The organism is Rhizobium sp. BK377 (assembly GCF_014193935.1).
GTDB lineage: Bacteria > Pseudomonadota > Alphaproteobacteria > Rhizobiales > Rhizobiaceae > Rhizobium.
Map to the genome: position 1 here is coordinate 1074781 of NZ_JACIAC010000001.1, position 17287 is coordinate 1092067.

The window sequence follows — 17287 nt, forward strand, 5'->3', positions numbered from 1 at the left end:
CTCAATCCTTCAACAGCACGCCACCATTCTCATCGAAGGAGACCCAGACTTCCTGATCATAGGTGAAGGGGTCGTCGACGGAACGCTGTGCGTTGAGGGAGGAGGCTCTGACGAATTTTCCGCTCGGCAGCCTGATATGGAAAACGGTCATGTCACCGAGATAGGCAATATCCCAGATCTCACCCTTGGCGGCATTGATCGAAGCATTCAAAGGTGCCGCCCGCGTGACGCGGATCTTTTCCGGGCGAATGGCAACACCAACCGTATTGCCGACAGCAGGCGTTTCGGGCGCGGCAATACGGATCGTGAAGCCGCTCTCGACTGCAAGCTCGACCGCGCCGTTCCCTGACATCGTCACCTTGCCATCGAAGATGTTCACATCGCCAATGAAGTCGGCAACGAAACGGGAATTCGGCGCCTCGTAGATTTCGGCAGGGGTTGCGACCTGCACCACTTTGCCATGGCTCATGACGGCGATTCGATCTGCCATGGTCATTGCTTCCTCCTGGTCGTGGGTGACCACGACGAAGGTCAGGCCAAGATTCTGCTGCAGGTCCATCAGCTCGAACTGGGTTTCCTCGCGCAGCTTCTTGTCGAGCGCGCCGAGCGGCTCGTCGAGCAGAAGCACCTTCGGGCGCTTGGCGAGCGAACGGGCGAGCGCCACGCGCTGACGCTGACCGCCAGAGAGCTGGTTGGGCTTGCGGGAGGCGAACTGCTCGAGCTTCACGAGCTTGAGCATCTGCGATACGCGCTCGGCAATCTCGTCCTTCGGCATTCCATCCTGCCTCAAGCCGAAGGCAATGTTCTTCTCGACCGTCATATGCGGGAAAAGGGCATAGGACTGGAACATCATGTTGACGGGCCGCTTGTAGGGCGGCGTGCCGGCGAGATCGGCGCCATCGAGCACGATCTCGCCCGATGTCGGCTGCTCAAAGCCGGCCAGCATGCGCAAGAGCGTGGACTTGCCGCAGCCGGACGCGCCGAGCAGCGCGAAGAACTCGCGGTGATAGATATTCAGCGACAGGTCATTGACGGCAGTAAAATCGCCGAAGCGTTTGGTGACATTCTTAAAAGCAATGAAGGGTTTTGCAGACGGATCGGTCCATGGCGCGAACGCGCGGCGGATATTACCGAGAGACTTCATATTATTCCCCGAAATACACGGTTTCAGCCAGCCTCCCCAGGCCGGTAATTGAAAGGCCCGGACGTTTCCGTCCGGGCCTGGTATCATCTTACTGGCCAGTGACGACCTTCGTCCAGATTCGCGTCGCCGTGCGCTGGGTCTTCGGATCCCACGGCCGGACCGTGAAAAGACCCTTCATTACCTCATCCGTCGGATAGACGGCCGGGTCTTCCAGCACCTCCTTGCTGACGAACTGCTGCGAGGCCTTGTTGCCGTTGGCATAGAAGGTGAAGTCGCTCGCTTTCGCGATGACTTCCGGCTTCATCATGTAGTTCAGAAATTCATGGGCTTCGGCCACATGCTTGGCATCGGCGGGAATCGCCATCATGTCGAACCACATCTGTGCACCCTGCACAGGAATCGAGTAGTTGACCTCCACACCATTCTTGGCTTCGGCCGCGCGGTCGCGGGCCTGCAGCATATCGCCGGAATAGCCGAAGGCGATGCATATATCGCCATTGGCAAGGGCGTTGATGTATTCGGACGAGTGGAACTTGCGAATGTAGGGGCGAGCGGCCGTCAGCAACTCTTCGACCTTCTTGAAATCCTCGGCCTTGGTGGAGTTCGGGTCGAGGCCGAGATATCGCAGCGCCGTGGTTATCACGTCCTTCGGCGTATCGAGCACATAGATACCGCAATCCTTGAATTTTGCGGCAACCTTCGGATCGAAGATCACTTCAAGGCCGGGCTTGGCATCGGGGCCGAGGATTTCAGCGACCTTCTTGACGTTGTAGCCGATGCCATCGGTACCCCACATGTAATCGACAGCATATTCGTTGCCCGGATCATATTCAGCAGTGCGCTGCTGGATCACATCCCACATATTAGAAAGGTTCGGCAATTTGGACTTGTCGAGCTTCTGGAAGACGCCGGCCTGAATCTGCCGCTGCAGGAAGTCTGCTGTCGGAACGACGACGTCGTAACCCGTGCCTCCAGCGAGCAGCTTGGTTTCCACGGTTTCGTTGGAATCGAACGTGTCGTAGACAACCTTGATACCGGTTTCCTTGGTGAAGTCTTCAAGGATTGAGTTGTCGATATAATCGGACCAGTTGTAGACGTTGACCACGCGCTCCTGGGCGAAGGCCGGCGCAGCAGTAAGGAGAGCGACAACGGCAACTGCCGTCAGGCTGGCTATTCTTGACCTCATAATATCTCCTGTTTTTAAAGGCGTCGCGCCACCGGACACCTCTTCTTCCCTCTGGTTTGAACGCAGACTAGAAAGGAATTTCTGAGCCTACAAGCGCAAAATCCTGCAGTGTCAACGATTTCACAATCACTGAAAATCGAAGCTTCCAAGGCCGGCGGAAGTCTCGTCCAGTGCGAGTGGACGGGTGAGCGGCGGCTCGGCCCGCGAAAGGCATCCGCGCCTCTCGCAAAGGCGGCAGGCGGGGCCGACGGCGACCGGTAGGACATCGCTTCGACCGTAGACAAGACTGTCGCGCAGGGCGGCATCGCAACCGATCAGCAGAGCCGTGCGCCGCACCCGTTCGCCGAATTCGACAACAGGCCCTTCCAGCGTGCGTGCGACCGTCAGGAAAGTCGAACCGTCGGGCATGACGACCGTTTCTGCCAATATCCTTCCGGGCTCCTGAAAGGCTGCATGGATATTGAGCTTCGGACAGTTGCCGCCAAAGCGTGCCTGAGGAAACCCGTGGGCGCCTGCCCTGTGGATCACATGCCCAACGGCATCGCGCTCCATGAGAAAGAACGGAATGCCCGCAGCACCGGGACGCTGCAGCATGACGAGGCGCGCCGCAGCCTGGCCGAAGGAAACAGCGAAACGGGCGCGGATGAGATCGATGTCGTATCGGGTATTCTGTGCGGCAAGAAGAAAGGCTCCGTACGGCATCAGCAAGGCGAGCGCCGCACTGCGCGTGAGTTCGAAGCGGGCGATGCGCCGCGCCTCGTCGGATGACAAGGGCAACTCGTCGAGCGCGGCTTCGATCTCGGGCCGCAGGGCGAGCCTGGCCACTTCGATGGCTATCTCCTGCGCTTGATCGGCCCGCGAAAGGCGCTCGGATAAAAAAAGCCGCATCGAGTGACGGTCGAAGCGGCGACGCAGATCCGGCATGACGTGGACAGGCAGGATGCGAGTGGCGATGCCGCGCTCGTTCTTCAGCCAGTCCTTCAGGTCACCGCCGGCAGCAAGTCCATTGGCGAAACTTTCGGCCGCCGCCTCGATGTCGGCGAAATAGGCGGGACGGCGCTCCAGCACCTCCCTCACCTCATCCAGAGGCAGGCGGCCGGACGCGACCGGCACACGGTCGTCCCCCGCCATCAAGGCGGTCAGGTCGGAAAGCCGGGCGGCCTGCTCGCGATAGGCGCGGTAGAGCTTGACCACGCCACCGGCCGCGTTCGGCGCGGCATCGGCCACTTCGACAAGTTCCTGATCACCCGGCAACTCACCCGACAGCAACGGATCGGCGAACACTTCCTTCAGCTGGCCAAGGCCGCCGGGAGTTTCACCCTGCAGTTCCTCAAGATCGATGCGGTAGACGGAAGAGAGCTTGAGCAGCAATTGTACCGTCAATGGGCGCTGATTGCGTTCAATCAGATTCAGATATGAAGGCGATATCTCCAGCGCCTCGGCCATGGCAGTCTGAGTCAATGCCAGCGCATTGCGGATACGCCTGACTTTCGGCCCCGCAAATATCTTCCGTTCCGCCATGTCACATCCTTTACAGTCAGGAGTTTACAATTTTTTACAAAATTACAAAAAAATCCTGTAAATTCTGCTCATCCTAACCTCTTTCCTGGCCTGTAATCAAAGGTTTTTCTGGATAATTTCTTCACTTTTGTAAATTCTGTCATCAGCGCTCAGGCGTAGGAAGTCAAAGAGGAGATTGGCATGACAGATTTTTACAAGCTCATCCGCAATGCCCCCGCTGGCCGTTTCGACGGTATCGAACGGCCCTATTCCGTCGCCGATGTAGAGCGTCTGCGCGGCTCCGTCGCGCTTCGCTACACGCTGGCCGAAATGGGGGCTGCCCGTCTCTGGCAGCTTCTGCATGAGGAGAATTTCGTCAATGCGCTCGGCGCGCTCTCCGGCAACCAGGCCATGCAGATGGTACGCGCCGGGCTGAAGGCGATCTATCTTTCCGGCTGGCAGGTTGCAGCCGACGCCAACACGGCATCAGCAATGTATCCGGATCAATCGCTCTATCCCGCCAATGCCGGGCCGGAGCTTGCTAAACGCATCAATCGGACGCTCCAGCGCGCCGATCAGATCGAGACGGCGGAAGGTCAAGCACTTTCGGTCGAGACCTGGTTTGCGCCCATCGTCGCTGACGCTGAAGCCGGTTTCGGCGGACCGCTCAATGCCTTCGAGATCATGAAAGCCTACATAGAGGCGGGAGCAGCCGGCGTTCATTTCGAGGATCAGCTGGCTTCGGAGAAGAAATGCGGCCATCTTGGCGGCAAGGTGCTGATCCCGACCGCCGCGCATATCCGCAATCTCGACGCGGCGCGGCTTGCGGCCGATGTCATGGGTGTGCCGACGCTCGTCATCGCCCGCACCGATGCCGAAGCGGCCAAACTTCTGACCTCTGACATCGACGAGCGCGACCAGCCTTTCGTCGATTATGATGCCGGACGCACGGTCGAGGGCTTCTATCAGGTTCGCAACGGGCTGGAACCCTGCATTGCACGTGCGGTCGCCTATGCGAACCATTGCGACCTCATCTGGTGCGAAACGTCGAAGCCTGACCTGGAACAAGCACGCCGCTTTGCCGAAGGCGTCCACAAAGTGCATCCCGGCAAGCTGCTTGCCTATAATTGCTCGCCATCCTTCAACTGGAAGAAAAACCTCGACGATGCTGTCATCGCCAAGTTCCAGCGCGAACTCGGCGCCATGGGCTACAAGTTCCAGTTCATCACACTCGCCGGGTTCCATCAGCTGAACTACGGCATGTACGAGCTCGCCAGCGATTATCGCGAGCGGCAGATGGAGGCCTATTGCGAGCTTCAACAGGCGGAATTCGCGGCGGAAGCGCGCGGCTATACCGCCACCAAGCATCAGCGTGAAGTCGGCACCGGCTATTTCGATGCCGTGTCGCTGGCGATATCGGGCGGCCGTGCTTCGACGACGGCCATGGGAGAATCAACCGAACACGCCCAGTTCAAACCGGCTGCCGAGTAGAGGAGAACAAAACATGGCATCCATCGCACGCGTCCGCGAACGGACGGAAGAACAGGCAAGCAGCATGACTGATAACCAGCAGACGGTGATCCGTATGCTCGCCAACGATCTGCACAGGCTGAACCAGTCGGTAATGAAGGCGGTCGAGGCCGGTGTTTCGGTGGAGCTGGTGCGCTCCGCCCGGCATCATGGCGGCGACGGCAATTGGGGCGATCTATTGATCCCGGTCATCGTCGCAAACAGAAATTAAGGGTAGGTCCGGTGGTAGAGACCGCCGGACCTACGCTATTTGACGCAATTGTCTGCCTGGCGGAGTCGCGGCATAATTGAGCATATCTTCGAACGGAATGCATATGCCCGGTCCGCCGCACGCAAAACTCGACGTTCTGACCGATCTGATCTATGGCGCGCTCTTCGGCGAGACGTCGTGGCAAGCCTTTCTCGACGCGCTGACCGCGACGATGCCTGATGCCAAGTCGACGCTGTTTTTCCACGATGCCGTAGCGCGCACCGGCGGTCTCTCCCTTTCCTCCGGTCTCACGGAAAAGGAAAGCGACGCCTATAACCACCACTATGCGGCCATCAATCCGTGGATGCCGCGCGCCGCCACCCGGCCGATCGGCCTTGGCGTGATCGCCGATCAGATGCTGCCGCGCGAGCAGCTTCTGAAGACGGAGTTCTACGGCGATTACCTTCGCTGGATCGGCTGCGAAAGCAGTGTCGGCGTGACGATCATGCGCGAACGCGGACGCTCCTTCAACCTTTCGACGCTGACCTCGTCTTCCGATCCGGATTTCAATCGCAGCAATGCCGAACTGCTCAGCGACCTGGCGCCGCATTTGCGCCGCGCTTTCGATTTCATTCGCCGCGAGCACCGCGACCCTCATAACAATGAAAACGGACTGGCGCTCTTCGACGCGATCGGCGTCGGCATCGTCTATATCGGCGAGGATCAGAATATCCGCTCCATCAACGCTGAGGCGGAGCGCATGATCGCGGAGGGCGAGGCGATCGGCGTCACCTCGACCGGGCGGATCGTGATCGATGACGGGGAGCTCGCCTCCCGTCTGTCGGTGCTGCTGCGCAACCGCTTGCAGACAGCTTCGCCGGCGAGCACGCTAATCAGGATGAAGAACAGCAGCTTCAAATGCACGCTGGTGAAGATGCAATCGGATTTCGTCACTCAATTTCTTGAAGGACCGATGGTGGCGATGATCATCGAGCGGACGAGCGTTCCATTGCGGCCCGATCTCAACGACGCCCTACCGCGCATCGACCAGCTGACGGCGGCGGAAATGCGGATCGCTGCCGGCATCGCGGCGGGCCTGTCGCTGCGCGAGGTCGCACGGACGAACGATGTCAGCTATGAGACGGCGCGGTCGCATCTCAAGAACATCTATTCGAAGCTCGGGGTGAACAGCCAGGTAGCGCTCGTGCGGCGGCTGATGCCGTAACGCAATTCCGGCTAACCGCGGCTGGCGCGCTTACCGGCGAAGAGATCGGTGTAGCTTTTCAAGAGCTTCGTCATTCGGTCGGCGACCGTGCGGATTTCCGGGCGGTGACGATCCTCGGCATTCATGACGATCCATTGGCGGTGACGCAGCTCAGGCAGTTCGCCACCGCACCGTTCCAGTTCGGGATAGAGATCGCCGACGAAACAGGGCAGCACCGCCTTTCCCGCACCCGCACGCACCAGATCCGGCAGGGAGCGCGGACGGTTGACCGTCGCGACGATGGCGGATCCCGCATTCTGATAGGGCCAGCGCAGGTAGGAGGAGATCGCATCCTCCGCGCCAACGGCAATCCACCTGCCATCGTCCTGGCTGGCATTGCGCCTGACATAGACCGCATAGGCGACTTCGCCGAGCAAACGGGCGGCGAGATTGCTTTCCTCCGGCTCAAAGGCGCGGATGCCGATATCGCTTTCCCGGTAATTCAGGTTCGCTCGCGCCTCGCCAATCGCCAGAGAGATGCCGAACGTATCTCCCGGCATGCGGATCGCCGAAAAATTCTCGGTCAGCAGCCAAGAGATCCATGTGCCGGCAGCGATCCTGACGGTGGCCCCACCCTCGGACGATTGCCGCCATGCTTCGACCTTGCGGGCGGCGGCTTCCATCTCCTGCAGATGATCGACGAGGGTCTGTCCATCAGCGGTCAGGCGGTAGCCTGTCTGGCTGCGGTGAAAGAGTGCGCGGCCGAGTTCCTGCTCGAGATCGAGCATGCGCCGGCCGATCGTCGCCGGGCTCAAAGCAGTGGCGGCACTTGCGCCCGTCAGACCGCCGCTGCGGGCAACCTGCAGGAAAAGCTGATAGGAATCCCAATTGCCGCTTTTCATGAGTGAAAGACATAATGGGATTTCGCCTGTTTAAGAAGCGGATTTTGATGTGTAGATCAATCGATGTCCACAAACGAAAGGACATCACGATGATTGAGTGTTTTCTGATCGCAGATATTGCTGGCCGGATGCAGCGGGCTAGATTGCTGCAGCAAACGAGACGCGACCGGATAAAAGACGAAGACGCGTTTTACAATACGGTTGCAAGCGGCCCCTTAGTGCGATTTGTCGCCTGGCTAACCGAGCCGGAAAATAGAGGCGCCGGGCGCACGAAAGTGCAGCCCGGCAGAAATGAATGCGGATGTCAGGCCGCCTGTCTCACGCGGCCATGAGCGGCAGCGCCTTCGGCAAGCCGGAACTGCTCGATGAGCGCCATCAGCATGTCGGCCTCTTCTGCCAGCTGGCGGCTTGCCTGCGTGGCTTCGGCAACCATCGAGGCATTCTTCTGCGTCATCTGGTCCATCGCATTGACGGAACTGTTGACGTCCTGAAGGGCGGCGGACTGGTCGCGGCTTGCCGTGGCGATGGTCTCGACGTGACCGCTGATTGCGATGATCTCGTGGCTGATCGAGGCGAGCACGCTGCCTGTCTTCTGCACGAGTTCGGAACCGGCATTTACCTCGCGGGTCGACTGTTCGATCAGCGCCTTGATTTCCTTGGCGGCATTGGCCGAACGCTGGGCAAGCTCGCGCACTTCCTGAGCCACGACGGCAAAGCCCTTGCCGGCCTCACCGGCGCGCGCCGCCTCGACACCGGCGTTCAGCGCCAGAAGGTTGGTCTGGAAGGCGATGTCGTCGATGACCACGATGATCTGTTCGATACGCTGCGAAGCGTCTTCGATGCGGCCCATGGCGGCGACGGCATCACCGACGACGGTACCGGAACCGTCCGCCGTCCGTTTGGTCGCGGCGACGACATTGTTTGCCTCATGGGCGCGTTCGGCCGACGAGCGGACGGTAACCGTGATCTGTTCGACGGCAGCAGCCGTTTCTTCGAGACTTGCGGCCTGGGATTCCGTGCGCTTGGAGAGTTCGTCAGCCGAGGCGGAAACCGAACCGCTGTTGCGCTGGATGGAAGCGGCGCTTGCCCGAATGCGCGTCAGCGTATCCTGAAGGCGCAGGAGCGACGTGTTGAAATCCATGCGGAGCTGTTCGAGCCGGCCGACGAAGGGTGTTTCGATGGTCTGCGAAACATCACCCTGGGACAGGCGCCCCAGACCGGCGGCAAGCTGATTGACGGCAAAATCGATCTGGCCGTCGAGCGTGCGCTTCTCCGCATCGTTGCGGCTGCGCTCGGCATCGTTCAGGGCCCGCTGTTCGGCGGCCTGCGTTTCCAGTTCCTGTCGGACCACCGCGCTGTCGCGGAAGAGAGCGAGCGCGCGGCCGATGTCGCCGAATTCGTTCTTCTTTTCGACGCAGGGGACGGCGCTGACGAGATCACCCGACGAAATGGCACGCACGCTTGATGTCAACGCCTGCATCGGCCTCACGGAACGGCGGATCGCATAGAAAGCGAGCACGCCGACGAGTAGCATCACCACGGCGCCGACGCTAAGAACCAGCGTCTGCAGCTCGTTCATCCGCTGGTAATAGACTTCCATCGGTATGCCGATGAAGAGGATGCCGATCGTGGCGCCCGACGGATTCTTGACCGGGAAATAGCCCGTCATGAACTTGCGGCCGAACAGATCTGCCGGACCGTAATAGGCATTACCCTGTGCGAGCACAGGCTGGGCGGGATGATCCGCGGCAAGCTTGGTGCCAACGGCACGGTCGCCATTTTCCTTCTTCACATTGGTGGAGACGCGGACGTAATCGCCACCCTGCTTTTCGAAGATGGTGGCAACGCCGGCGATCGACTGCGCCGTGCGATCAACAAGCGAATAGTCGCCGAAAGCGGGAATCTTATCTTCGGTGACGCCGGACAGAACGTTGTCCTTCACATCGATGCGGACATCAGCATCGCTTGCGCCATAGAGAACCGCCATCGAGCGGCTTGCATCCTTCGCGTCGGATACCGCGCTATCCATGACATAGCTGCCGAGATTGTAATAGGTCACGCCGACAATCGCTGCGGTGCTGACCGCAAGCAGAAGCAGCGTGATCGCAACGATCTGACGCACGATGGATGTCGAAAAGAAACGCAGCATCTGGAACCTCTGGCAAACACAATCGGTATCAGGTTCATAAGAATGCGTTAGGGAAAATTTTCCCTTAACACCGGGCTGCGCGAGGCGTTTTACTTGCGTTTTTTCAAATTTAGTACGACTTGATGAGCATCGCAGTCGCCACCGAGGCAGAAAATTTCAGTCCATCCAATTTCGCACAACCTGAGGGAGATTTTAGCAAAAACAAAAATGGCCCCGAAAATGGAGCCATTTTTATTGCGGGTTGAATATCGGAATCAGGCGGCGCGGCACATCTGCACGTCGCTGCCGCCATCGATCTTGAACTGCTGCACGAGATGCAGCAGTGCGTCTGCCTCGTTTGCAAGCTCGCGGCTTGCTGCAGTGGTTTCTTCCACCATCGCAGCATTCTGCTGGGTCATCTGATCCATCTGGTTGACGGTGGAGTTGACCCCCTGTAGCGCGCTCGACTGGTCGTGACTTGCGCGGGCGATCATTTCGACATGCTGGCTGATCGTGACGATCTGGGCGCTAATCTTGGCGAGAACCGTTCCGGTTTCCTGTACGAACTGCGAACCGGAATTGACCTCGTTCGTCGACTTGTTGATGAGGCCCTTGATCTCCTGCGCGGCAGCGGCAGAGCGCTGGGCAAGCTCGCGGACTTCCATGGCGACGACGGCAAAGCCCTTGCCAGCCTCACCGGCGCGGGCGGCTTCGATGCCGGCGTTCAGAGCGAGCAGGTTGGTCTGGAAGGCGATCTCGTCGATGACACCGATGATCTGCTCGATCTGGCGCGATGCATCTTCGATACGGCCCATGGCATCGATCGCGTTGTTAACGACGACGGCGGAGTCGTCGGCGCTGCGCTTGGCCTGGCGGACGATCTGGTCGGCATCCTTGGCACGCTCGGCAGACGAGCGTACGGTGACGGTGATCTGATCGACAGCGGCGGCGGTTTCCTCCAGCGACGCGGCCTGCTGCTCGGTGCGCTTGGAGAGATCTTCGGCGGACTGGGCCATCTGGTTGCCGTTGCCTTGGATCATCTGGACGTTATCGCGGATCTGACTCATCGTGGCCTGCAGGCGCAGCATCGAACCGTTGAAATCCTGGCGGAGCTGTTCGAGACGGCCGATGAAGGGCGTTTCGATCGTCGTCGAGATATCACCCTGCGACATACGCTCGAGGCCGGCGGCAAGCGCGTTGACCGCGAATTCAATCTGGCGGTCCATCTCGCGCTTTTCAGCATCGTTGCGCTGGCGCTCATGCTCGGCGGCCTGACGCTCTTCGTCGCTCTGCTCCTCGATACGAATCTTGGAGATGGCATTTTCCTTGAAGATGCCGAGCGCGCGGGCCATGTCGCCGATTTCGTCGAAACGCTTCTCACCGGAAATGTTGGTATCGAGCGCACCTTCGGCGATGCGGCGCATGGCGGCGGTGATCTGGGCGATCGGCCGCTGCAGCGTCAGCACCAGTGCGATGCCGCCGACGATGGAAACTAGGATGCCTAGCGCTGTCGTACCGACGGAGATGCTGTTGGCCTGTTCACGCTCGGTGCCGGCAGTCTGCTTCTGCTGTTCCGCGAAGCTGGTGAGCTGGCCCCAGACGCCGTCGAGCTGCTGTCGCGCTGCGGCATAATCGGTCGTGCGTTGATTGATCACATCGACGAGGCTTTGTGCACCCTTGTCCATCGAAGCGAGAGCAGGCGTAATCGCGTCGACGATGTCACCGGCGAAATTCATACCCTTGGCGCTTGCCTGAAGGGTATTCAGCATGGTGTTGAGCGTGGCGACCTCCTGGTTCAGGCGAACGCGATTTTCCTTGTTCGGCTTGGCATTGAACTCGGCAAGCACGAGCTGCAGCGAATAAATGGAGCTCTCAAGGCGCCGGGTGTCTTCCAGCACGGAATTCGTCTGAGCGATGCGGCTGTCGAGTTCCACGAAGGTCGTCGTTGCCTCACGCATCATCTGGGTGGCGGTCAGCTGGGTGTAAGTGGACATCTGGCGGAAGCGGGAAACGAGACGGCCGAGATTGGCAACGCCGTCATCCGTACCGGCATCCGGCGCAGTTGCCTGAGCCTTCAGATCGCTGACGGTCTGCGCCATCGACTGCGTCATGCTCTTCTGGTTCTGCGGAACGGAGATTTCGATCATGCGCTGCGCCTTGACGATCGCAGGAAGGGCATCGGTGACGGCCTTAAGCTTGTCAGCCGGAGTCTGCGCCTTGTTGAAATCGTTCATGGCGGCCGCCAGCGTATCACCGCCCTTCAGCAGACGGTCGGCTGCGCGCAGCGTTGCCGTCGCATTGCCTTCGTCTGTGCGGATATTTTCTTCCAACTGCTTGGCGTCGTAGCTGACGTTGAAGCGGTTGGTGATCATCACCTTTTGGGCATCGTCGATCTGCTTACGAAGGGCCACCTCCTGCTCGTGCAGCGTCCAGAGCTTACCGACAGTATCCGAAATGCCGTTCGTGCCCTCGATAGCAGCCTGCAGGTTTTCATGACCGGCATTGTCGCCGATCTGCGCCATGGTGGCGTTCAGCGTCTGCCCCTGGGTTTTGATATCGGCATGGAGCTTGTCACGCGCCTGCTCGTTGGTGGTCTGCAGGAAGTCATCCATCGAAGCGTAGAGATCCTTGAACCCGCTCAGCGACTGGAGAACGCTGTTGGAAATCTCCATCCGGCCCTGCAGCAGACCTGAGGCATAAAGACCGGTCAGACCGACGGCGGAAATGGTGACGACGAATGGCAGAACAAAAATCAGAACCTTAGTCTGAATTTTGAAACGAGACAGAATCTTGTCAATGAACATGGCGCGCTGTGCCTTTCATACACCACCCCTCCCGCCGGCGGCCTTTCTGGCGCCAGCCGGGTGCATATCGAGCTGATCTACTAACAGTTGGGGAAACCCTGAAAGGGCGGCAGTCATTGCCATTTCATTACCGGCAAAGGCCGGAAACACCCAAATAATCGTCCCTAATGTGTCAGATTATATGTTAATTTTCGGATAAACATTAAGCGCGCATCAGCCGCTCTCGCACAATAGTTGCAAACCGCGCGCTATGGAATTGCAATAGATCAGCCGCGAGACCAGACGACTTCCATCAAGCTGCCGAAAGATCAGATGAAGTGGGAGAGAAGAACCGCAATGCTGGCGGCGGTCGCGCCGGCGGCAAGCATCAGATAGCGCAGAGCTACGAGTTTCGTATCAGGCTTTGCCTGGGCGATTGCGATGGCGCGGGAGCGTCGAGTGTTTCTGTCCATTGCGAAACCTCACTTCTATCTAAGCACAACAATCCAATAAAACGGCTTGCCGGTAAAGCTTCATTTAGGAATGATTTGCCAACCTGCCATTGGGACAGGATGGCGCAGCCAATCTTAAGAAGTCTTGAATCGAGGAAAAGGTTTCACGTCTACGAATATTCGCATTTACAATGCCTCACCGGCGGCAAAGCCGGAGGCCCAGGCCCACTGGAAATTATAGCCGCCGAGCCAGCCGGTCACGTCAACACATTCACCGATGAAATAGAGACCAGGAACGGCCTTGGCCTGCATGCTGCGGGAATCGAGCGCCACCGTGTCGATGCCGCCGAGCGTGACTTCCGCCGTACGATACCCCTCCGAACCGGACGGCCTGACGGACCAGTTCTGTACGGAATCCGCAAGTTTGGTCAGCAGCTTGTCGGAGAGGTCGGCCATGTTACCGCTGACCGCTTCGCGCTCAACGATATATTGCGCTAAGCGCTTCGGCAGGATTTCAGCAAGCGCCGTCTGTGCGGACTGGCGCCCGTTTACCTGTTTCGCCTTCTTCAGATGCGCGCCGATATCGACATCTGGCTCGATATCGATGGTGATGACATCACCTTCCCGCCAGTAAGAAGAAATCTGCAGGATGGCCGGGCCGCTGACGCCACGGTGGGTGAAGAGCAGGGCTTCCCGAAAGGCAGTCTTGCCGTGACGGATCTCGGCAGGCGCGGAAATACCTGAGAGCGGCGCGATGCTTTCAAGCAGGACGGGGTCAAGTGTCAGGGGTACCAGGGCGGGGCGCGTTTCAGTCAGAGCGAGACCGAACTGCTCGGCAATACGATAGGCAAAGCCGGTCGCCCCCATCTTCGGAATGGATTTTCCGCCCGTTGCGATGACCAGCGAGGCGGCGTCGAAGAACCCTTCGGAGGTCGAGACACGAAAGCCGCTTTCGGTCTTTTCAACCCCTGTCATTTCGACGCCGAGATGCCAGACAGCACCTGCGGCACGCATCTCGTCGAGCAGCATGAAGATGATGTCCTTGGCGCTGCTGTCGCAGAAAAGCTGTCCGAGCGTCTTTTCGTGCCAGGCGATGCCATGCCGGTCCACCATGGCGATGAAATCAGCCGGCGTGAAACGGGCAAGCGCCGACTTACAGAAATGCGGATTGGCGGAGAGGAAGTTCTTCGGGCCGGCATTGACGTTGGTGAAATTGCAGCGGCCGCCGCCGGAAATGCGGATCTTTTCGCCTGGAGCGTGCGAATGGTCAAGTACGGTGACCGAGCGGCCGCGCTGACCGGCGCGAATGGCGCACATCATGCCCGCGGCCCCGGCCCCGATGACGATCACATCGCTCTGACGCTGCAAAATCCATTTTCCTTGCTGAAATAGCGTCTTCTTTTTCCATCAAAGCGCAGATGTCAACGCCTTCCACCCCCTCGCCAATTGGCGAACTCCGGTTATGATGGCGCTACGATCAACACGAACCGGTGTGTCATGTCCCCAAAAAAGACGACGCTGAAGCCTGCCAGAAACGTACCCGCCTCGAAGAAACTCCCCCCTGACCCTGGATCTCTTCGCGGTGTTGCCAACTGGAAGGAAGCGGCGCAATGGTTGAGGGCACGCGGGATCGAAGACATCGAATGCATCACGCCGGACCTTGCCGGAGTGCCGCGCGGTAAGATGATGCCGTCCTCCAAGTTCACCTCCAACACATCGCTCGCACTGCCTTCGGCGATTTACCGCCACACGATATCAGGCGAATATCCCGAGGAGACCGAAAGCTTCCGCTACGAGCCGCGCGACAGCGACCTGAAGCTCGTGCCCGACCTTTCTACCCTGTCCGTGGTGCCCTGGGAAACCGACCCGACCGCGCAGGTCATCTGCGACATCGTCAATTCCGACGGACAGGAAGTTCCCTACACGCCGCGCAACGTGTTGAAGCGCATTCTCAGCCTCTATGCCGAGCGCGGCTGGAAGCCTATCGTGGCGCCGGAAATCGAATTCTACCTGGTCGCCACGAATGACGACCCTGATTATCCGCTGCATCCGCCCAAGGGACGTTCGGGTCGTTCTATTCTCGGCGGCCAAGGCTATTCGATCGCCGGCATCAACGAGTTCGATGAACTGATCGACGACATCTACCACTTCTCGGAAAAGCAGGGCCTCGAGATCGATACGCTGATCCACGAGGAGGGACCGGCGCAGCTCGAAATCAACCTCCGTCACGGCAATCCGATCGAACTTGCCGACCAGGTGTTTCTCTTCAAGCGAACGATCCGCGAGGCGGCGCTGAAGCACGATATCTACGCCACCTTCATGGCAAAGCCGATGCAGGGCCAGCCGGGTTCGGCGATGCATATCCACCAGTCGGTCGTCGACATCGCGACCGGCAAGAACGTCTTTTCGAACAATGACGGTTCGGCCTCGAAGGAATTCTTCCATTTCATCGGCGGCATGCAGAAATACGTGCCGAGCGCGCTCGCCATGCTGGCGCCCTATGTGAATTCCTACCGCCGCCTGCAGCCGGATATGTCCTGCCCCGTCAACAATGCCTGGGGTTACGACAACCGCACGACGGCCTTCCGCGTGCCGGTCTCCGATCCACAGGCACGGCGCGTGGAAAACCGCCTGCCGAGTTCGGATGCCAATCCGTATCTGGCGCTCGCCGCCTCGCTTGCATCCGGTCTGCTCGGCATCATGAAGGAAATCGAGCCTACCGCTCCGACCGAGGATTCGGCCAATGAGGGCTCGATCGACTTGCCGCGCGGTCTTCTGGAAGCCGTGGCACTGCTCGAAGACGAGCCGGCCTTCGAGGAAGTCTTCGGCAAGGAATTCATCGGGCTTTATGCCGGCGTGAAGCGGGGCGAGTTCGAAACCTTCATGCAGGTGATCAGTCCCTGGGAGCGGGAATTCCTCCTTCTGAACGTTTGAGGATCGGCCATGACGAAAGAGACATGGCAAAGCCCCATCGCGCCGGGAGTTTCCTGGTATCAGACAACAGTCGGCGAGCGGCCGGATTATCCGGCACTCGACGGCTCCAGGCAGTGTGACGTCGCCATCATCGGCGGCGGCTATACGGGCCTTCAGGCCGCCTATAATCTCGCCAGGGCCGGTGTCTCGGTGACGCTCATTGAGGCATTCAGGCTCGGCGACGGCGCCTCGGGGCGCAATGGCGGCCAGCTCGGCACCGGCCAGCGCTGGTGGCCGGAAGAGATGGAAGAGAAGATCGGCTATGAACGCTCCAAGGCGCTCTTCGATCTTGCCGAAGATGCCAAGCGGCACCTCATGGATTTTGCGACCGAGCACCAGATAGATATGGATTATGTGCCCGGCCAGCTCAACGTTGCGCACAAGGAAAGCTATAAGCGGTACTATTACGAGAATGCCGAGATCGCAGCCTTCCGCTACGACTATCCGCACATTCGCTTCATGGACCGCGAGGAGACGCAGGAACGGCTCGGCTCCAGGCGTTTCTATTGTGGCGTTCGCGATACCGGCACCGGCCATATCCATCCGCTGAAGCTGCTGATCGGCCTTGGCCGGGCTGCGGCCAATGCCGGGGCCGATATCTTCGAAATGACCAAGGCAAAGTCGATCGGTCGGGCCAGCGGCAAGGTCATCGTCGAGACCGAACGCGGTACAATCACCGCCAACCGGGCGCTGATTGCCTGCAATGGACATATCGGCAATCTGGAGCCAATCACCGCAAGCCATGTGATGCCGATCCGCTCCTTCATTGGCGCGACCGTACCGCTCGACCGGTTCCCTGATGTGATACCGGGCGGCGAAGCGGTGGCGGATTCGCGTTTCGTCGTGCGCTATTTCCGCAAAATGAAGGACGGACGGTTGCTCTTCGGCGGGCGCGAGGCCTATACGGCCGACAATCCGCGTGACATCTCGCAGCATATCCGCCGGCAAATCGCCGAAATCTATCCCGCGCTCAAGGATATCGAGATCACCCATGCCTGGGGCGGCTCGGTCGGCATCACAATGCCGCGCCAGCCGTTCGTGCGCGAGGTCATGTCCGCCGTCACTTCGATCGGCGGTTATTCCGGGCACGGCGTCATGCTGTCAAATTACTGTGGCAAGCTTTACGCAGAGATGGTGCTGGGAAAGTCGGCCGATCTCGATCTCTTCAAGGCGCTCGATATTCCTGCCTTTCCGGGTGGCGCGCGCATGCGGGCACCGCTGCTTTTCCTTGCCTTGTCGTGGTTCGCTCTCCGCGACAAGTTTTAGTTCGATTGCGGATTTCCTCTCCGGGAAAT

The 17287-nt window shown here is 59.4% G+C and carries 12 protein-coding genes and 1 pseudogene; 5 read left to right on the forward strand and 8 right to left on the reverse strand.

The features are described 5' to 3' along the window. Position 1 precedes the first annotated feature (1 nt). The 3 genes from FHT92_RS05350 to FHT92_RS05360 form a co-directional block, all read right to left on the reverse strand. On the reverse strand, positions 2-1144 hold the full coding sequence (locus FHT92_RS05350) for an ABC transporter ATP-binding protein (protein ID WP_183823034.1): 1143 nt from the start codon (positions 1142-1144) through the stop codon (positions 2-4). Between the two features lie 88 nt (positions 1145-1232). Continuing rightward, positions 1233-2330 (reverse strand): polyamine ABC transporter substrate-binding protein, encoded by a 1098-nt coding sequence (locus FHT92_RS05355; RefSeq protein ID WP_183823036.1) that lies wholly within the window; start codon positions 2328-2330, stop codon positions 1233-1235. 126 nt (positions 2331-2456) lie between these two features. Further along, on the reverse strand, positions 2457-3851 hold the full coding sequence (locus FHT92_RS05360; RefSeq protein WP_183823038.1) for a short-chain fatty acyl-CoA regulator family protein: 1395 nt from the start codon (positions 3849-3851) through the stop codon (positions 2457-2459). Positions 3852-4031: 180 nt separating this feature from the next. On the opposite strand from FHT92_RS05360, the gene aceA reads away from it, so the two are divergent. The 3 genes from aceA to FHT92_RS05375 all read left to right on the forward strand — a co-directional run bounded on the left by aceA (position 4032) and on the right by FHT92_RS05375 (position 6775). Next, positions 4032-5321: an isocitrate lyase gene (aceA, locus tag FHT92_RS05365; RefSeq protein WP_183823040.1), complete on the forward strand. Its 1290-nt coding sequence runs from the start codon at positions 4032-4034 to the stop codon at positions 5319-5321. Between the two features lie 13 nt (positions 5322-5334). Then, positions 5335-5571: a hypothetical protein gene (locus FHT92_RS05370; protein ID WP_183749012.1), complete on the forward strand. Its 237-nt coding sequence runs from the start codon at positions 5335-5337 to the stop codon at positions 5569-5571. Positions 5572-5674: 103 nt separating this feature from the next. After that, on the forward strand, positions 5675-6775 hold the full coding sequence (locus tag FHT92_RS05375) for a helix-turn-helix transcriptional regulator (protein ID WP_183823042.1): 1101 nt from the start codon (positions 5675-5677) through the stop codon (positions 6773-6775). 11 nt (positions 6776-6786) lie between these two features. Here FHT92_RS05375 and FHT92_RS05380 read toward each other — a convergent pair whose 3' ends face one another. The 5 genes and pseudogenes from FHT92_RS05380 to FHT92_RS05400 all read right to left on the reverse strand — a co-directional run bounded on the left by FHT92_RS05380 (position 6787) and on the right by FHT92_RS05400 (position 14427). Continuing rightward, positions 6787-7656: a LysR family transcriptional regulator gene (locus tag FHT92_RS05380; RefSeq protein ID WP_183823044.1), complete on the reverse strand. Its 870-nt coding sequence runs from the start codon at positions 7654-7656 to the stop codon at positions 6787-6789. A gap of 304 nt (positions 7657-7960) precedes the next feature. Next, positions 7961-9805 (reverse strand): methyl-accepting chemotaxis protein, encoded by a 1845-nt coding sequence (locus FHT92_RS05385; protein ID WP_183823046.1) that lies wholly within the window; start codon positions 9803-9805, stop codon positions 7961-7963. Between the two features lie 254 nt (positions 9806-10059). Beyond that, on the reverse strand, positions 10060-12588 hold the full coding sequence (locus FHT92_RS05390) for a HAMP domain-containing methyl-accepting chemotaxis protein (RefSeq protein WP_183823048.1): 2529 nt from the start codon (positions 12586-12588) through the stop codon (positions 10060-10062). Positions 12589-12896: 308 nt separating this feature from the next. Beyond that, a complete protein-coding gene (locus FHT92_RS05395) occupies positions 12897-13040 on the reverse strand; it encodes a hypothetical protein (protein ID WP_183749007.1) in 144 nt (47 codons plus the stop codon). Between the two features lie 165 nt (positions 13041-13205). Continuing rightward, a pseudogene (locus tag FHT92_RS05400) lies at positions 13206-14427 on the reverse strand (NAD(P)/FAD-dependent oxidoreductase). A gap of 89 nt (positions 14428-14516) precedes the next feature. On the opposite strand from FHT92_RS05400, the gene FHT92_RS05405 reads away from it, so the two are divergent. Then, positions 14517-15953, forward strand: coding sequence for a glutamine synthetase family protein (locus tag FHT92_RS05405; RefSeq protein WP_183823053.1), 1437 nt, complete (start codon positions 14517-14519; stop codon positions 15951-15953). A 9-nt stretch (positions 15954-15962) separates the two neighbouring features. Further along, complete coding sequence (locus tag FHT92_RS05410) at positions 15963-17258, forward strand: NAD(P)/FAD-dependent oxidoreductase (protein WP_183823054.1); 1296 nt, start codon at positions 15963-15965, stop codon at positions 17256-17258. The last annotated feature ends 29 nt before the right edge of the window (positions 17259-17287 follow it).